The 19,232-nt window shown below is 36.5% G+C and carries 13 protein-coding genes; 8 read left to right on the plus strand and 5 right to left on the minus strand.

The genetic code is table 11. The annotated features are described in order from the left end of the window. Positions 1 to 83: 83 nt before the first annotated feature. From A4G25_RS09100 to A4G25_RS09115, 4 genes are all read left to right on the plus strand, one after another. Positions 84 to 1,538: an MDR family MFS transporter gene (locus A4G25_RS09100; RefSeq protein ID WP_047130925.1), complete on the plus strand. Its 1,455-nt coding sequence runs from the start codon at positions 84 to 86 to the stop codon at positions 1,536 to 1,538. Positions 1,539 to 1,933: 395 nt separating this feature from the next. After that, positions 1,934 to 2,788, plus strand: a complete 855-nt coding sequence (gene efeO, locus A4G25_RS09105; protein WP_047130924.1) for an iron uptake system protein EfeO — start codon at positions 1,934 to 1,936, stop codon at positions 2,786 to 2,788. Then, a complete protein-coding gene (efeB, locus tag A4G25_RS09110) occupies positions 2,785 to 4,008 on the plus strand; it encodes an iron uptake transporter deferrochelatase/peroxidase subunit (RefSeq protein WP_047130923.1) in 1,224 nt (407 codons plus the stop codon). The genes efeO and efeB overlap by 4 nt, the downstream gene beginning before the upstream one ends. Further along, positions 3,989 to 5,716 carry an FTR1 family protein gene (locus tag A4G25_RS09115; RefSeq protein ID WP_047130922.1) on the plus strand — a complete coding sequence of 576 codons (1,728 nt, stop codon included), beginning with the start codon at positions 3,989 to 3,991 and terminating at the stop codon, positions 5,714 to 5,716. The genes efeB and A4G25_RS09115 overlap by 20 nt, the downstream gene beginning before the upstream one ends. A gap of 51 nt (positions 5,717 to 5,767) precedes the next feature. Here A4G25_RS09115 and tatC read toward each other — a convergent pair whose 3' ends face one another. Both tatC and tatA read right to left on the minus strand, forming a co-directional pair. After that, on the minus strand, positions 5,768 to 6,481 hold the full coding sequence (tatC, locus tag A4G25_RS09120; RefSeq protein WP_047130921.1) for a twin-arginine translocase subunit TatC: 714 nt from the start codon (positions 6,479 to 6,481) through the stop codon (positions 5,768 to 5,770). Between the two features lie 61 nt (positions 6,482 to 6,542). Then, positions 6,543 to 6,767, minus strand: coding sequence for a twin-arginine translocase TatA/TatE family subunit (gene tatA / locus A4G25_RS09125; RefSeq protein WP_047130920.1), 225 nt, complete (start codon positions 6,765 to 6,767; stop codon positions 6,543 to 6,545). 1,198 nt (positions 6,768 to 7,965) lie between these two features. On the opposite strand from tatA, the gene A4G25_RS09130 reads away from it, so the two are divergent. Both A4G25_RS09130 and A4G25_RS09135 read left to right on the plus strand, forming a co-directional pair. Next, the gene (locus A4G25_RS09130; protein ID WP_047130919.1) at positions 7,966 to 8,754 is read left to right on the plus strand and encodes a putative hydro-lyase; all 789 of its coding nucleotides are present in this window, start codon (positions 7,966 to 7,968) and stop codon (positions 8,752 to 8,754) included. A 304-nt stretch (positions 8,755 to 9,058) separates the two neighbouring features. Beyond that, complete coding sequence (locus A4G25_RS09135; RefSeq protein ID WP_047130958.1) at positions 9,059 to 10,993, plus strand: catalase; 1,935 nt, start codon at positions 9,059 to 9,061, stop codon at positions 10,991 to 10,993. Positions 10,994 to 11,163: 170 nt separating this feature from the next. On the opposite strand, the gene A4G25_RS09140 is transcribed toward A4G25_RS09135, so the two are convergent. After that, a complete protein-coding gene (locus tag A4G25_RS09140) occupies positions 11,164 to 11,361 on the minus strand; it encodes a hypothetical protein (protein ID WP_047130918.1) in 198 nt (65 codons plus the stop codon). Positions 11,362 to 11,692: 331 nt separating this feature from the next. On the opposite strand from A4G25_RS09140, the gene A4G25_RS09145 reads away from it, so the two are divergent. Together A4G25_RS09145 and A4G25_RS09150 are read left to right on the plus strand one after the other, a co-directional pair. Beyond that, the gene (locus tag A4G25_RS09145) at positions 11,693 to 13,000 is read left to right on the plus strand and encodes an anaerobic C4-dicarboxylate transporter family protein (protein ID WP_047130917.1); all 1,308 of its coding nucleotides are present in this window, start codon (positions 11,693 to 11,695) and stop codon (positions 12,998 to 13,000) included. A gap of 307 nt (positions 13,001 to 13,307) precedes the next feature. After that, a complete protein-coding gene (locus tag A4G25_RS09150) occupies positions 13,308 to 16,232 on the plus strand; it encodes a KxYKxGKxW signal peptide domain-containing protein (RefSeq protein ID WP_052766721.1) in 2,925 nt (974 codons plus the stop codon). 277 nt (positions 16,233 to 16,509) lie between these two features. Here the strand turns inward: A4G25_RS09150 and A4G25_RS09155 are convergent, their stop codons facing one another. Then, on the minus strand, positions 16,510 to 16,920 hold the full coding sequence (locus A4G25_RS09155; RefSeq protein ID WP_052766720.1) for a hypothetical protein: 411 nt from the start codon (positions 16,918 to 16,920) through the stop codon (positions 16,510 to 16,512). 45 nt (positions 16,921 to 16,965) lie between these two features. Next, positions 16,966 to 19,158 (minus strand): hypothetical protein, encoded by a 2,193-nt coding sequence (locus A4G25_RS13065; protein ID WP_052766719.1) that lies wholly within the window; start codon positions 19,156 to 19,158, stop codon positions 16,966 to 16,968. Positions 19,159 to 19,232 lie beyond the last annotated feature (74 nt).

The following is a 19,232-nucleotide window of genomic DNA, read 5'->3' on the forward strand; positions in this document are numbered from 1 at the left end:
TACTCAATTTTAATTGTGTTATGATTAAGGGCATGCTAAAAAAGAGAAACGAAAGTAAAGTAATAAATAAAGGGAGATGAAATATGTCTTTAAAATCAAAATTAATCATGATTGTAACCATGCTTTTAGGCGGATTCTTCGGTTTGTTGAATGAAACCTTATTAGCAACTGCATTACCGAGTATTATGAAAGATTTCAATATCGAATATACTCAAGTACAATGGCTGACAACGGCCTTCTTACTTACAAATGGTGTTGTAATCCCATTATCTGCTATGATTATTCAACGTTATAGTACGCGTCAGGTCTTTTTAACTGCAATTCTTATATTCTTAATCGGTACAGTTGTGGCAGGTTTCAGCCCGAACTTTACAGTTTTACTAGTTGCACGTATTGTACAAGCCTTAGGTTCAGGTATTATGATGCCTTTAATGATGACAACCATTCTTGATATCTTCGAACCGCATGAACGTGGTAAATATATGGGGATATTTGGTTTAGTTATCGGATTAGCTCCAGCAATCGGACCCACTTTATCAGGTTATCTTGTAGAATATTATGATTGGCGTTCTTTATTCCATGTTGTTACACCAATCGCAGCGTTGACTTTCTTACTGAGCTTGAAGTTTGTTAAAAATGTAGGAACAACTCGCAAAGTACCCATTGATCTGATTTCTATTGTACTTTCAGTGCTCGGATTCGGGGGACTTTTATATGGAACAAGTTCGATTTCTAGAGACGGATGGGATGACCCGATTGTCCTTACAACTATTTTAGGCGGTCTCGTGATGGTCGTACTCTTTATCTTCCGTCAAACACGTCTTAAAACGCCATTGCTTGATTTCCGTGTATTTAAAGAAGGTCAGTTCGCAGTAGGGATTTTAATTATGGCATTGACGATGATTGCTATGATTGGTTCTGAAACGGTCTTGCCGATTTTTGTGCAGAATATTATGGGTAAACCTGCTTTAGAATCTGGATTAACGCTTTTGCCAGGTGCTATTGTGATGGGCTTTATGTCTGTCTTTTCTGGATTGCTATTTGAAAAGTTCGGTGCAAAAATTTTAGCGTTTATCGGTATGGGGATTGTTGTAATCACGACATCTTATTTTGTATTTATGGATGAACACACTTCAACAGTGATGTTATCGACAGTTTATGCTATTCGTATGATCGGTATTGCGCTCGGATTAATGCCATTGATGACACATACTATGAATCAGCTGCCTCATCAAATGAATGCACATGGTTCTTCAATGACGAATACTGTACAGCAAATTTCTGCTTCAATCGGTACAGCGATTCTATTTACAATTATGAGTCATTATGCAAAAGCATTTAAACCAGACATGGCAGATTACAAAGGTATGGCACCTAAAGAAATTAAAGCAGCCATTGCTAAAGACGCAATGTTGAATGGTTACCATGCAGCTTTTTGGTTCACTGTCATTATTGCAATCATCGCATTCTTCAGTGTCTTCTTACTGAAAAGTAAAAAGAAAGCAAAAGAATCCACTTATGTTGAAAATAATGCTTAACCTATATAAAAAGAAACTAGGGTTATAAAGCGAACCCGCTAATCAAACAATAAAAAACTCATATAAAATGAAGGAAACTTCTAAAATGATAAACATCCAAAAAGTTGGAACTAACAATCCGATTTTTTGGGTGTTTATTTATTACCTTTTACTTTTTAAATATCAACGCTTTAATTATCTTCTAATATATTTATTTCATGTCAATACAACTTCCATTCATAGTCGGTTCTCAAAGGGTTTCTTTTTCTGATAGAATTTAAAAAAATAATAGATTGAATATGTTTTTAAATTATATTGACACCCTCTATTGCTCAATTTATAATTAAATTGATAACGATTATCAATTTCAGTTACATAAATTAAATTGGGAAGTTGAAAAAATAAGAGGTGACGATATGAAAAAAGTAACATCAGTTTTATTAGCAACATCGATTTTATTAGCAGGGTGCGGAAATGGAAACAGTGATTCTAACGATAAAAAAACAGATTCTAAATCATCTTCAGAAAATAAAAAAGAACTTAAAACTGCGACAACAGAATACAAAAAATACACAGATAACCAATTGGATGAATTCTTAAAAGGGACAGAAGAATTTACAAAAGCTGTGAAAGATAAAGATACAGAAAAAGCAAAAGAGCTTTATCCGAAAGTACGTATGTATTATGAACGTTCTGAACCTGTTGCTGAATCTTTCGGGGACTTAGATCCGAAAATTGATGCACGTCTAGCTGATATGAAAGAGGAAAATAAAGAAAACGAATGGACAGGTTATCATAAAATTGAAAAAGCATTATATGAAGATAATCAATTGAACGCACAAACAGATAAAGATGCAGACCAATTATTAAAAGATGCGAAGGAATTAGATGCAAAAGCAGATACTTTAGATATTACACCGAAATTGATGTTACAAGGATCTGTCGATTTATTAAATGAAGTTTCAACTTCGAAAATCACAGGAGAAGAAGAAATCTATTCTCATACGGACTTATATGACTTCAAAGCAAATATTGAAGGGGCACAAAAAATTTATGAACTCTTCAAACCGATTTTGAATAAAAAAGATAAAGAATTAAGCGAAACGATTCAAAAGGATTTTGATAAAGTTAATCAATTGCTTGATAAATATAAAGAAGGCGATGGTTATGCTTCATATGAAAAAGTAACAAAAGAAGACCGTAAAGCTTTATCAGATGCTGTGAATGCATTAGGTGAACCGTTAAGTAAGATGGCTGTGGTTACAGAATGACACAAGACAAGCATGAAGGTAATGAAGTTTCACGTCGTTCCTTTCTGAAAATGTTAGGCATCGGCGGTGCAGGAGCGGTAATCGGCGCAAGTGGTGTCGGCGGTATTTTCTCTTTCAAGTCGATGTTTGATACACCTGAAGATAAAGATAACGATGCATATGAATTTTATGGGAAAGTGCAACCAGGTATTACAACGCCTTCACAGAAAAATATTAATTTTGCAGTGATTGATTTAAAAAGCAAAGATAAAGCTGCTATTCAAGAAATGTTTAAAGAGTGGACAAAAATGAGCGTCAAAATGATGGGTGGTTCGTTAATCGGAAAATCTACAAAAAATAGTTTGCTGCCGCCTGAAGATACAGGCGAAGCAGTCGGATTGGGTGCGAGCAAACTGACATTGACTTTTGGTGTCAGCAAATCATTTATGAAAAAGATCGGATTGTCTAGTAAGATTCCATCTGATTTTAAAGACTTGCCTCATTTCCCGAATGATCAGCTGGATAAGGATTTAACAGGCGGAGATATTATGATTCAAGCATGTGCAAATGATCAGCAAGTTGCTTTTCATGCTATACACAATTTGATTCGTCCGTTCCGTGATTTAATCCAAGTAAAATGGTCTCAAACAGGTTTTGTTTCAGGAAAACCGAAAGAAACACCTAGAAATCTAATGGCCTTTAAAGATGGCACTGTCAATCCGCGCAGTAATGATGAATTTAAAGATTATGTCTTTAAAAATGAAGGATGGGCTAAAAATGCGACTTATTGTATCGCACGTAAAATCCAAATTCATATTGAGACATGGGATAGGACATCATTAGATGAACAAGAAGCAACGTTTGGACGTTATCGTCATAGCGGTGCACCGCTCGGCAAGAAAAAAGAATTTGACGAGATGGATTTAAAAGCTAAAGATAGTGCAGGACAGCCAGTTATTCCAGCTGATGCTCATGCGCGTTTAGCTAAAGAAGCAAAGACATCTATTTTACGCCGTGCTTATAATTATATGGACGGCACGAATGAAGATACAGGGGCACTTAATACAGGATTACTCTTTTTATGTTTCCAAAAATCACCGCAGCAATTTATCGACATCCAGAATCATTTAGGACATAAAGACAAGTTGAATGAATATATCACCCATCGAGGTTCGGGACTTTTCCTTATTCTTCCCGGGGTGAAAAAGGGAGGATATCTGGGTGAGACATTATTTAGTTAAAATAGCAATGTGTATCGCTCTACTTGGACTTTTGTTGCCACTGAAAGGGTTATCGGTAAGTGAAGCGGCAGAAACAAGTATGAGTGATGCTTATATTGCGATTTCTGATGCGAAAGAGACGCTGAATGATAAAGATAAATCAGAAGCGGATAAAAAAGCAGCAGTCGATAAGGTGAAAACTGAAATTGATAAACTGAAAATTGATAACAGCAAATCAGGAAAAAAGGTTAAAGATGAAGTAAAAGCATTAGATCAAACACCTTCTGACAAGAAAAAAGCAGCTGACATGTCTGATTTGACTAAAGCCTTGATTGCTTATGAAAATGCACAAGAGAGCAGCAACTCAGGTGCAGAAATTAAAAAATTGCAAGATGCGGTAGATGGTAAAGATAAAGAAATGAAAGATGCCATCAAAGCAAAAGATCAAACACAATTGAAAGCTTTGAATGCGCAATTGAATCAAATTTGGACAAGTAATGAAACGGTTATCAGAAATTATGATGCAGATAAATATGGTCAAATTGAAGTTGCGTTAATGCAATTGCGTGTTGCTGTAGAAAAAGAACCTTTAAAAACGCAAAAAGTTGAAACAGCTTGGCAGACTTTTAAATCAGGGATTGATAATGTAAATAAAAAACAATCTTCAGATGAAAAAGGACAATATAAAGCAACACAATTGAATGATGAACTGGATAAAGCGATTCAAGCAATTGATGATAATGACTTGGACAAAGCAGATGCAGCATTAGGTAAGTTTATTCAAATTTGGCCTTATGTTGAAGGTAAGATCCAAACTAAAAATTCAAGTTTATATACGACAATCGAAGATAAAATCCCTTATTATCAAAGTATATTAGATGACTCGAATAAAGAACGTGTAAAAGATGGTTTGTCAGATATCAATTCAGATATTAAAGATACTGTCGGAAAGTCAGGTTACAATGCTTTTGATGTGATGGTAATTTTCTTACGTGAAGGGTTGGAAGTTTTGTTGATTGTGATGGCATTAGTCACAATGACGCGTCAATCTGGTGATAAGAAAGGTACAACGAGTGTTATTGGCGGTGCTTTATTTGGTTTAGTTTTGAGTTTGGCACTAGCGTTTGTGTTTATCCAAACACTTGGAAATAGCGGGATTTTAAGAGAAGGTATGGAAGCGGTATTAGGTATCGTTGCTGTTGTCTTGATGTTTGCAGTAGGTATTTGGATGCATAATAAATCAAATGCGCAACGTTGGAATCAGATGATGCAGTCTATGTATGATAAAGCAGCCAATAATCGCAGCTTGGCTTTGTTAGGACTAATAGGATTAATCTCAGTTATGCGCGAAGGTGTAGAAGTCATACTTTTCTATATGGGTATGATTGGAGAAGTATCAGCTAAGGACTTCATTTTAGGTATTGGAATTGCTTTAGTGATTCTCGTAATATTTGCAGCATTATTCCGATATATTGTCCGTCTTATTCCGATTCGTTATATTTTCCGTGTGCTATCTATCTTAATATTTGTGATGGCCTTTAAAATGCTTGGTGTCAGCATTCAAAAAATGCAGTTGCTTGATACAGTGCCGCGTCACGGTATTGAACACTTGCCGACATTGAGTTGGATTGGATTCTATCCGACATGGGAAACAATAGTACCGCAACTTATTTTTATAGCACTTATCGTAATCTATACGTATTATTCGAATAAAAGAAAACAATTATAAACAGCAAACACCCGTTTTACACGAATTAAATGTGTAAGACGGGTGTTTGTTTTAATGTTCAGGAAATGCTTCAGAATTACGTAACTGTGTTATTTTTACGATAATCATACTGACTTCGAATAATAATATCAGGGGTATCGTAAGTAAAATATTCAGCATCAGATCTGGCGGTGCAACGATGCTGGCTCCGACAAAGCATGCGAAGTAAACATATTTACGCGACTTGGATAACTGATGCGTATCGATTAAACCAAATTTGGCTAATCCAAATAAAAGCACTGGCAGTTGGAATAATAATCCGAAGATGAGGAGCCAACGTAATAGTTCTGACAAATATTCCTTAAAACCGATAACAGGGGAAATATCCATAATGCCAGATAAATTCATTGAGAAATGAATAATCAACGGAAAGCCGATAAAATAAGCAAATGAGATTCCTAGTAAGAAAAAGAATGCACAAAATGCGCTATAACGTCGGATAAAACCTTTTTCATTTGCATGCAAACCTGGCGCTATAAATGCCCATAATTGATAAAAAATAATAGGTGATACTAACAGCAATGCTGCAAAGAAAATAATCATGACATAGATTTGAATCATTTCAGTAAAAGAAAATGCATGTAATGCCATGTTGCCGCGTTTAATCTCTTGAATAAACGGATGCATCCACCAATGTGATGAAATATACATTATTAAAACTGCAATAATAAAAGCAATTCCTGCTTTGAGTAAGCGACTGCGTAATTCACCAAAATGATCGAGCAAACTTGAAGTATAACTGTTTGTATTTGTCTGATAGGATTCTGATGCCGAATCTGTATATCTATTATTTAGTTGATTCTTTTCGTTGAGATTCTGAGGGTTTACTGGGTGTCTCGTGAGAATCATCGTCAATGTGTTCAGCTGCAGATTTGAATTCTTTTAAAGTTGATCCAATTGCTCTTCCGAACTGAGGAAGTTTTGTAGGTCCAAAAATAATTAGTGCGATAATCGCAATTACAACTAAACTCGTGGGGCCAGTGATACCAAGAACAAACATATTTGTAAACATAGGATGTACCTCTCTTAATCATTAATTATCTTTACTTTATACTTAATGATAAAGATTATCAATATCAATTGAAAAAATAATTTTAATAGAAAGTAAAATAATGGAACTTCAGAAAGATAGTTTGAATTAGAAGTAGTTGATTAGCTTTCAACAAAGAAAAAGGAGAAGAAAGAAAACCCACCAAGTACTAAAGAACTTGATGAGTTTTCCCGATTTGTCTGATCAACTATCACAACGTATAAAGTGTGTAAAACTTACAAATTAGCCTAACAACAAGTTGGCTATTTGTGGTCGGCGGTGGTAAAATATTTGCATGAGTAAAGAACCTTGCACTTTTTTGTGAGTATCTCTCTGGGTCTTAAATTGGACAACAGAGAGGGGTGATAGTGATGCATACATTGGTAGAAATAAATATCAATGCAGATACATTACTAACGATTGTGTTAGCGATTATACTGATAATGTCCGCTATAAACCGCATGACAAAAAAATAAGCTGATTAAGTTTTCGCAGAACTTAATCAGCCAACCAAAAGGTTCGTTTGGTATTCACAAGCACGAGTTGTGAGCCTTTACTCAGAGGATGCTAGTGATAGCTAGTATCCTCTTTTTTTATTACAAATAAATCATAGCATGAAAACACCATTACCGCAACAAATAAAGTGCAAAAATATTACAAATTAGCCTAACAACAAGTTGGCTATTTGTGGTCGGCGGTGGTAAAATATTTGCATGAGTAAAGAACCTTGCACTTTTTTGTGAGTATCTCTCTGGCCCTTAAATTGGACAACAGAGAGGGGTGATAGTGATGCATACATTGGTAGAAATAAATATCAATGCAGATACATTACTAACGATTGTGTTAGCGATTATACTGATAATGTCCGCTATAAGCCGCATGACAAAAAAATAAGCTGATTAAGTTTTTCGGAGAACTTAATCAGCTAAACCAAAAAGGTTCGTTTGGTATTCACAACCATCAATTGTGAGCCTTTACTAAGAGGATGCTAGTGACAGCTAGTATCCTCTTTTTTATTACAAATACATTATACCATAGCAAATTAAAGTTAAACAACTAATTAGTAGGCAAAAGTTACACCAATATGTCGAATGTTAAGAAAACGCTTACAACTTTTTAACTATATACCTCTAGAATCTGATAAAATGGTACAAATGATAAATAAAGGGGATATTTGCATATGACAGATTTACAAAATATTGAACCGCACGCACTACGTAAATTAATTAGAGATAAGAAAGTGACCGGACATACAAGCGGTATGGCAAAGGGATATATACAAGCTAACGTAGTGATTCTACCATTAGATTACGCTTATGATTTTCTTAAGTTCTGTTTTAAAAATCCTAAAACTTGTCCACTTCTTGATATTTCAGAAGTAGGAGAAGTCAATTTTTCAAAATATGGTAAAGATGCAGATATTACAACAGATGTAGGAGCCTATCGAGTATATGAAAATGGGGAACTTATTGAAACACCTACGGATGTTAAACATTTATTTAATGATCAAATGGTCAGCTTTTTAATTGGATGCAGTTTTACATTTGAACACGCATTGTTAGAAGCAGGAATTCCATTACGACATCTTGAAGAAGGACACAATGTACCTATGTATATTACTAATATACCTGCTGAACCAGCTGGGCGCTTTGACGGTAATATTACAGTAAGCATGCGTCCTATGACAATGAAAGATGCGATTCGTGCTACAGAAATCACGACACACTTTAAAAATGTTCACGGTACTCCGATTCATATCGGCAACCCAGCAGACATCGGTATTAAAGATCTAGAAAAACCGAATTTCGGGGAACCGGTAAAAATTAAAGAAAATGAAGTTCCGGTATTTTGGGGATGTGGAGTAACACCGCAATCTGTAGCGCTCGATGCTAAACCAGAATTGATTATCACTCATGCGCCAGGCCATATGTTTATTACGGATGTAAAAGATAGTGAACTAAGCGATTAAAGACAAAATAAAAAACAGAAGTATACATGCATTAAATATTTATTTAGAATGTTGACCCAGTCTAACTGGGTTTTTTAGTGTTCTTTTTAAATATTACACACATTCTGAATTTTGTATATTTTTATTATAGAAAATGGTTTTAAATGTAAATTTCGTTTTATATAAATATAAATGGGGAAGAGATTAAGGCAGTTCTACTTTTATTAAATTGTGAGGGGGATTTACATTGAGTAATAAAGAGGAAAATAACAATAAAAAGCTTGAACAGTTAGAACAATTTAAGAAAAATGGTAAAGACCAACCGATGACTACGAATAACGGTACAAAAGTCAGCGAAGATGAACTCACTTTAACAGCAGGAGAACGTGGACCAAGTTTATTAGAAGACTTCCATTTCAGAGAAAAAATCATGCATTTTGACCATGAACGTATTCCAGAACGTGTTGTGCATGCACGTGGCTTTGGTGCGCATGGGAAATTCGAAGCTTATGAAGATTTATCAGAATATACATTAGCCGATTTCTTAACACATCCAGGCAAGAAAACACCGGTATTTACACGTATTTCTACAGTACAAGGTTCGAAAGGTTCACCTGATACTGTGCGTGACGTGCGCGGGTTTGCGACAAAATTTTATACAGATGAAGGTATCTTTGATTTAGTAGGTAATGATATCCCTGTATTCTTTGTACAAGATGCAATTAAGTTCCCGGATGTGATTCATGCAGTGAAACCTGAACCTGATACTGAAACTCCACAAGGCGGTTCGGCACACGATACATTTTGGGACTTCTTCGCAGAAAACCCAGAAACATCTCATACCACAATGTGGGTAATGAGTGACAGAGGTATACCGAAAAACATCCGCCAAATTGAAGGATTCGGAGTACATACGTACCGTTTAGTAAATGCTGAAGGAAAATCTTTCTTTGTGAAATTCCATTGGCGTCCAGTACATGGATTAGAATCATTAGTTTGGGATGAAGCACAGACATTACAAGGTAAAGATATCGATTTCCACCGTAAAGACTTACATGAATCTATCGAAAAAGGTGACTATCCTGCTTGGGAATTAGGCCTTCAAATTATCCGTGAAGATCAAGAATTCGACTTTGACTTTGATATCTTAGACCCTACTAAATTATGGCCAGAAGATGAAATCCCAGTAAAAGTTGTAGGTAAAATGACATTGAATCGAAATGTAGATAATGTTTTCGATGAAATAGAACAAATTGCTTTCCACCCCGGACATGTAGTTCCAGGTATTGATTTCTCAGATGATCCACTTTTACAAGGACGTCTCTTCTCTTATACAGACACACAAATTTCACGTCTCGGCGGCCCTAACTTCAATCAAATTCCTATTAACCGTCCAGTGAATAAAGTACACAATAATCAACGTGACGCGATGTACCAAATGGACATTCATACAGATAAAACTTCATATCACAACAATGGTTTAGAAGGTAATTGTCCATTCACAAGTTCTAAAGCACAAGGCGGTTACGTACATTATCCAGAACGTGTTGAAGGTCACAAAGTACGTACACGCAGTGAAAGCTTTAAAGATTATTATTCACAAGCAAAATTATATCTTAATAGCTTAACGAAACCAGAGTACGATCATACTGTAGATGGTTTCTCATTTGAAATTGGTAAATGTAAGAGCATGGATGTACGCCAACGTGCAGTGAATCAATTGAATAAAGTTGACCGTGAACTGGCTGAACGTGTAGCTGAAAATGTAGGCGTTACAGTTCCAGAAGAAAATGAAGAAGTAAAATCAGATAAAAAAGATAGTCAATTGACTATGGAAAAATACAATCGTCCATTACCAGGTCACTCAGTTGCAGTATTGATTAATGGAGATATAGATCCAGAAACATTGAAACAATATGCAAAAGAATATGCATCTCAAGGTTTAAACTATGCATTTGTCGGTAAACAACAAAAACAACTTTCAGATGATATTACAGTGAATGAAACGTACGACACTGCACATTCAACTTTATTTGACAGTCTAGTAGTATTGTCTGACGGCAATGGCTTAGTGCCAGATGCTGAAGAATTTGCTGCACTTGCCTTCAAACATAAGAAACCAATTATCTTTAATAAAGCAGCAGCAGATGAGTTGCAAGATCAAAAAATTAAACTTGATGCACCTGGCGTATTCGTATCGGATAATCCAGATACAATCGTAAAAGCATTTGATAAAGTGCGTTACTGGGATAGAAAATAAGCAGTATTAAATATTTTTGAGAAGAATATCTCAAAGTGTTTTACAAAAATTGAAACTTTAAATAGCAAACGGCCGAGGGAAGAACCTCTGGCCGTTTTTACTGTGTGCTATTTGGGAAAAGTTTTTTTAAGAACAAAAATAGAAAGTTTGGATTCAGGAATGCTGGTATTTTAATCTTTATCTTTAGTCGATGCGTATTCATAAAGTTTAACAATTGTTTTGAATTTAGCATCCTCTAGGTTAGTAGTGCCATTTCGCAAATCTTGTACAGTTTGATAAGGCAATTTTGCGGCTTTAGAAATTTTATAACCGCTTTCTGCTTTAAATAATTTTTCAATCGCATTTTTAATAGTAGTAATTTCGTTCATTTGTCTGTTCCTTCCCTATGATTAATTTTCAATTTCATTAATATGATTAAATCACTTATTTACTAGCTACCCTAACTTTATATAAGTAAAAACATACCGAAGTGTGAAGTATAGTTTGATTAAGTATCTTATATTTACAACTAATGTTTTAAATATTTAAATTAAATTCTATTTGAACATGGCTATAAAAATTGAGATGGGTAAAACAAAAATTGTTATGAAATAGTCGAATTTAGCAATAAAAATAGCATCCCGAAATTTCAGACATCGTGATAAACTAGGGTATGGGAATTTTTTCACAAAGTTCAGAAGGGAAAAGTGAGGAGTCAACATGTTCCTATTTATAACGGAAATTACGATTATGATACTCGCCATTATTATGGGGCTTAGAACTGCTGGTGCGCTTGGTTGCGGAATTTTTGCTATTGTTGCCCAGTTGATTATGATATTTATTTTTGGTCTGCCGCCAGGATCTGCACCAGTTACAGCTGTGCTGATTATTTTATCTATTGGTATTGCTGGTGGAACTTTGCAAGCAACTGGCGGTATCGATTATCTTGTATATTTAGCTTCAAAAATAATTGAACGCTTTCCTAAATCGATTATTTTTATTGCACCGATGATTGTCTTTTTATTTGTATTTGGTATCGGAACAGCTAATATCGCATTATCATTAGAGCCGATTATTGCAAAAACTGCAACTAAAGCAGGAATTCAACCGAAGCGCCCGCTTATCGCATCAGTATTAACTGCAAACTTAGCGTTATTATGCAGCCCGGCAGCTTCGGCTACAGCTTATATTATTGCAACACTTGCTGTTACAGGTCTTACGATGGGGAAATATTTATCTATTGTAATGCCGACAGCTTTACTTAGTATGTTAGCGCTTAGTATTTACTGCACATTTGTTGGACGTAAACGAAATGTTCAACCCAGTGTGTTTGCTGAAAATATATTAAGTGATTTAGAAGAAGAAAATATCAAACCTTATTTTTCTCGCCGCGTAAAATTGGGCGTTGCTGCATTTTTAACAGGTGTAGCATGTATCTTAGTCTTTGGTATTTTCTCAGATCTCGTGCCGACTTTTAACGTAGATGGAAAAACAGTTAAATTACAAACAACAGATATTGTGCAGCTCTTTATGTATGCGAGTGCAGCAGTTAATTTGATACTTGTTAAACTGAATACGAGTGATATTTTGTCTTCACATATTACACAATCTGCAATTGGTGCGTTATTTGCAGTGCTTGGACCAGGATGGCTCGGGGCCACAATATTTAGTGCGCCGCAAAATAAACGAATTATGACACGAGAAATAGGAGGCATTATTGAACATGTGCCTTGGCTTGTTATTATTTTGGTATCACTTGTAACCATTATAGTTATTTCACAATCAGCAACAGCATCTATTATGTTGCCGATTTTAATGAGCATCGGTATTCCTCCGACTTTCTTTTTAGCAATGGTGCAGACTTTGAATGTCAATTTCGTTATACCTGCACAACCTACATTATTATTTGCAGTTGATCTTGATGAAACAAAGCAAACACGAGCCACAAGTTTTATTGTGCCAGGTTTCTTCGTTATCACAGTGTCGATTATAATTGGATTTACAATCAAATCTTTACTAGGGATTTAAGTAAAGTTAAATACAGATGGGAACACTTCAGAATAAGTGGTTTCATCTGTATTTTTTCGTTTTTGGAAATGTTTAAGTTTTAACAAATGTGTAATATTTAATAATGTATGAGTATGTATTAAGTTAAATTTTTCAAACGAGAAACAGAATGGCAGTCATGTAAATTTAAAAAATAATTGTAATTTCGTAAGAAAATAGTTGTAAAATACATGGAATCGTTATATCTTTTATAAATGCATTAAAAAAGGACAAGGTTTGAAACAAAGAGTGTCTATGGATTTTAAGTAGAGATTGGGGATTGTGATGAATGTCTAAAAGAAATAAAAAATTGGAGCAAAGCTTAAGAGAAGAAAAAGTAAGGTTCAAACTCTATAAAGCAGGCAAACATTGGATAAAAGCTGGATTAAAGGATATTGAATTATTACGTATTATGGGAATGCCTTTTGGCCGTAAAACAATTGAAAAAGAACAAAAAATAGAAATGGATGTAGATACAACTGATGATTTGAAGAAAGATTTCATCAAAAAGTCTGCAATGGTCGGCGGCGCATTTGCAACAATGAATTTAATTGATGGGCACCAAGCTTTTGCAGCATCTGAAACGCCGGTTACTTCTGAATTATCATCTTTTAGTGAAACAGTAGCAAATCAAAATTCTGCAACTCTGACAAAGTCCTCTACAAGTGCCTCAAACACAAGTACAAGTGTCGAAAGTTCAGAAAGTGAAACTGCTGATACATCAAGTCAATCTGAAATCGCAACAAATACAGATAGCAGTAACTCTGAAAATGTTGAATCTGCACAGTCAGAAAGTGTGGCTTCCACTTCTGAAAGCAGCCAATCTAAAGATAGCCAATCAACTGAAACGAGTTCGTCTTCACAGTCTGCTTCAATAGACAAACAATCGACAAGTACTTCTGAAAAAGAAAGCACTGCTGAAGATGCGAGTCAATCAGAAGCAAGTACTGCAAAATCTGATGCGATAAGTGATTCTGATAGTGGAAAAGCAGATAGTTCAAAAAGTGAATCAAGCCAAAGCACAAGTGAATCAAGTATCAACAAAGAGCAAAAGAATTCTGAAAACTTAACAAAAGGTAGTTCGGCAACTTCTCAAAGTACAGATGCTAAACAGTCAGAGACTTCTTCATCTGATAAAACATCCAATGAAAAGAGTACTGTATCTGAAAGCGTGTCTGCTTCAGATAAAGCAAGTACAGCAAGTTCTGAAAATACAACAAAAGCTAATTCTACCAGCACACAAAGTACAACATTATCAAACAGTACTTCAAGCAGTGTCAATCAATCAACAAGTACAAGCACAAGTATGTCTAATTCACCGTTACGCGTGAGAATGTTAGCTGCAGCACCCCAAGTAACTACGATGGCAGCTGCTGCAACGACGACTACTTCAACTTATATCGGAACAGGTAAAGATAAAGTAAATAATGTGCCGATTTATTATTATGTAACCATTACAAACAATGGTAATAATACATTGACATTTGTATATACTGTGACATACGATAATCCGAATACGGATGCTATTGAAGCGCCAGGTTTAGCTTCTAATACGGTAACTATGAATACATGGGGAACAGCAACAGTGCCGATGCTTACTTTAGGTTCAGGATATGGTACTCCATCAAGTGTACAATCAGGTCTATCTTCTTGGAAAACGCCGACATCATTTGCATCGACACCTGCGCCTAATACTAATCCAATGACAAAAATCGGTAATGGTTATGGTTGGCCATCTACGACAATTACACCTTTTAACGAAAGCAAAGGTTACGGAATCACCTCTACCTTCACTGTGCCGATTACAAACCCTAAAGGTGATTTATCTTTTACATTCATACCTTATGCTTCGCAAAATGATAGCAGTATAGGAAAAGTGAATTACTTTACGACTACAATTACAGGGACTGATCCAGTACAATCACAATCGATAAGTACATCTATAGTGCAATCAACAAGTACAAGCGCAGCATCAGTATCAACATCAACAAGCTCAAGTATTATAGCGGATTCTCAATCAAAAAGCACCTCAGCTTCAACGAGCAGTAGTGTTGCAACTTCAACCAGTACCAGTAAATCTGACTCTGAAGTAACAAGTGGTTCGTTGAGTACTTCAATACAACAGTCGACAAGTAAATCAGCTTCATTATCTGATTCTACAGCAGCATCCGAATCATTGAGCAACTCAAAAAGTGGATCTATAGCAGCATCAGAAGCAACTTCGACATCGACAAGTACATCATTAAGCAGTTCTAACTCTGGTTCGTTAAGCACTTCGATTGCAACAAGCACTTCAAATAGTACATCTAATAGTGAATCGATGGCGACTTCACAGTCAGCATCAACAAGTGCGTCAAATGCGGCAAGCCAGTCTTTATCAACATCAGGTTCATTGAGCAGTTCAACAAGTGCGTCAAATGCTGAATCACTATCAACTTCAACATCAGCAAGTGAAGCAACGAGTACATCAAAAAGCAATTCAATATCAGCAAGCACATCAGCTTCTGAAAGTGATTCGATTTCTAAAGCAAACTCAATTTCAGCATCGCAATCAGCAAGTAGTTCATTGAGTACATCTGAACAAACATCAACATCAGCATCCACATCAGAAAGCACATCAATAAGCAGTTCGAAATCAGCATCATTAAGTGGATCTTTATCAGCAAGTACATCAACAAGTACTTCAGATAGTGAAGTAACTTCAGCTTCAACTTCGACATCTAAAAGTGATTCTGTTGTTGAATCAAACTCGATTTCAACATCGCAATCCTTAAGCAGTGCAGCAAGTACGTCTTTAAGTGAAGCGACATCTACTTCATTATCAAGCAGTACTTCAACAAGTACATCAGAGTCAGAAGCATTAAGTACTTCGCTTTCTACCAGTCTTTCTGGAAGTATTTCGGACAGTCTTTCACAATCAATCAGTACATCAGAAAGCACGGCTGCATCACAATCAACAAGTACATCTGAACAAACATCAATATCAGCATCAACTTCAGAAAGTATTTCGACAAGCAGTTCTAAATCACAATCGTTAAGTGATTCTATTGCGACAAGCACGTCAGAAAGCACATCAACAAGTGATTCCGATGCTGCTTCACAATCAACAAGCAGTTCATTAAGTACAGTTGAATCAACTTCTGAAAGCGTTCATTGTCAGAAAGTCTTTCTGAGTCATTACGTAGTACATCAGAAAGTACTTCAACGTCATTAAGCGATTCTAGTTCATTAAGTGGTTCTGTATCATCAAGCAGTTCACTTTCAACAGCAGCTTCAACAAGTACATCAGAATCATTAAGTGAAAGTTTAAGCGCGTCAGTTAGCACTTCAGCATCTAAAAGCGCAAGCAGCAGTACTTCGTTAAGCGAATCAGAATCAATAAGCAAAATAGCTTCAGAATCAATGAGCTCAAGCTTATCAACAAGCAACTCAACATCATTAAGTGATTCTATTGCGACAAGTACAAGCGTTTCAAACAGTGCTTCAGCTTCTCAAAGTATAGCGGACTCTGCAAGTACTAGTACTTCATTGAGTACAGCAGCTTCAACAAGTGCTTCTAACTTATTAAGCGCAAGTACATCATCTAGTCTCACAGCTTCTGAAAGTGAATCAGAATCTATTAGCACTAGTAAATCTGAAAGTACAGATGCTTCAATGAGTGAATCGGATTCAATCAGCAGCAGTACTTCTAAAAGCAGCTCGCTTTCTGCAAGTACATCCGATTCTGTAAAGGAAAGTACGTCGTTAAGTACAGATGCTTCAACAAGTACTTCAACATCAATTAGTTCAAGTACATCTTCAAGTCTTGCAGCATCTGAAAGCGAATCAACTGAAATCAGTATGAGTACTTCAACAAGCAGCTCAGAATCTATGAGTGAATCAACATCATTGAGTGAAAGCAACTCAACAAGTATTTCTGGTTCAGAAAGTACATCCGATTCAGTGAGTCAAAGTGCTTCACTAAGTACTGCAGAATCAGTCAGTGAATCAAGTTCAATCAGTGATAGTAAAGCTGCGAGCACTTCAGTTTCAACAAGGGATTCAGAATCAACAAGCTCAAGTCTTTCAACAAGTGCTTCAACAAGTACTTCGATTTCAGAAAGTACATCTACATCTATCAATACAAGTACATCAGAAAGCAGCAGCAACTCGATTGCGGCATCAAATTCAATCAGTACGAGTACTTCAGAGAGCCTTGCAGCATCTGAAAGTGAATCTGGTTCATTAAGTACGTCAATGTCAGAGAGCAAGTCTGGATCACTGAGGGAATCGAATTCAATTAGTACCAGTACATCTGAAAGCATGTCGGCTTCAACAAGTACTTCTAATGTGTTAAGTGAACAGGCATCAGAAAGTGCATCAGTTTCAGACAGTAATTCAATGTCTGCTAGTACGAGCACTTCATTGAGCACTGTAGCTTCAACGAGTAAATCAGAGTCTATTAGTGCCAGCAGTTCGGACAGTGCATCAGTTTCAGTGAGTGAAGCGGCTTCAGTGAGTACAAGTACATCAGAAAGTACAGCTTCATCAGTGAGCAAGTCAGAATCATTGAGTGGCAGCATTTCAGGAAGTACATCAACCTCATTAAGTGATTCAAGTTCATTAAGTACAAAATTATCCGACAGTGCATCTGATTCAATGAGTGAGTCAGAATCAGTCGCTGCAAGTACTTCAACGAGTGATGCGAACTCACAAAGCTTATCGACATCATTGAGCGACAGTATTTCAACCAGCACGTCAACATCAATCAGCGACTCGATTGCAGCAAGTACAAGCAAGTCAGAAAGCGTAGCAGCATCAGAAAGCTTATCTGATTCGTATAGTGAAAGCAGTTCACAAAGCCTTTCAAAATCAGCGAGTGTGTCTGAGTCAGATTCAATAAGTGCATCAACAAGTAAAGCGACTTCAACAAGCACTTCAGTATCATTGAGTGACAGCATTGCAGTCAGCACATCTGAATCAACCAGCGACTCAATTGAAGTGAGCACAAGCAAGTCAGAAAGCCTGGCAGAATCAGAAAGCTTATCTGATTCGTACAGCGAAAGTACTTCGCAAAGTGCATCGGCATCCGAAAGTGCATCAGAGGCAGTCTCAACAAGCACTTCAACAAGTGAAGCCGAATCAACAAGCAAGTCGACATCATTGAGCGACAGTATTTCAGCTAGTACATCAGAATCCATCAGAGACTCGATCTCGGCAAGCACAAGCAAGTCATCAAGTGTCGCAGCGTCAGAAAGTTTATCTGATTCATACAGTGCAAGCAGTTCGCAAAGTTTATCTGATTCAGAAGCAGTATCGACTTCAAACTCAGAAAGTACATCGACAAGCGAAGCGGATTCGACAAGCAAATCGACATCATTGAGCGGAAGCATATCAGCTAGTACCTCAACATCAATCAGCGACTCAGTTGTCGCAAGCACAAGCAAGTCATCAAGTGTCGCAGCGTCAGAAAGTTTATCTGATTCGTACAGTGAAAGTACTTCGCAAAGTGCATCGGCATCAGAGAGTGCATCTGAAGCAGTCTCAACAAGCACTTCAACAAGTGAAGCCGAATCAACAAGCAAGTCGACATCATTAAGCGGCAGTATTTCAGCAAGTACATCGACATCAATCAACGACTCGATTTCAGCGAGCACAAGCAAGTCAATAAGTGTCGCAGCGTCAGAAAGTTTATCTGATTCATACAGTGCAAGCAGTTCGCAAAGTTTATCTGATTCAGAAGCAGTATCGACTTCAAACTCAGAAAGTATATCGACAAGCGAAGCGAATTCGACAAGCAAGTCGACATCATTAAGCGACAGTATTTCAGCAAGCAACTCAACATCGATTAACGACTCGATTTCAGCGAGTACAAGCAAGTCAATAAGTGTCGCAGCATCGGAAAGCATGTCTGATTCGTACAGTGAAAGTACTTCGCAGAGTGATTCGGCATCAGAAAGTGCGTCTGAAGCAGTCTCAACAAGCGCTTCAACGAGCACAGCAGATTCAACAAGCGCATCGACATCATTGAGCAGCAGTGTTTCAGCAAGCGCATCCGAATCCATCAGTGACTCAGTTGTCACAAGCACAAGCAAATCCGAAAGTTTATCTATATCTGAAAGCAAATCTGACTCAGTTATTGCAAGTACATCATTAAGCACAGCGGATTCAACAAGTGCGTCAACATCTATTTCAACACGTGATTCTGAAAGTGAATCAACGTCAATCAGCGATT

Origin of the sequence: Staphylococcus condimenti (genome assembly GCF_001618885.1) — a bacterium.
Lineage (GTDB): Bacteria > Bacillota > Bacilli > Staphylococcales > Staphylococcaceae > Staphylococcus > Staphylococcus condimenti.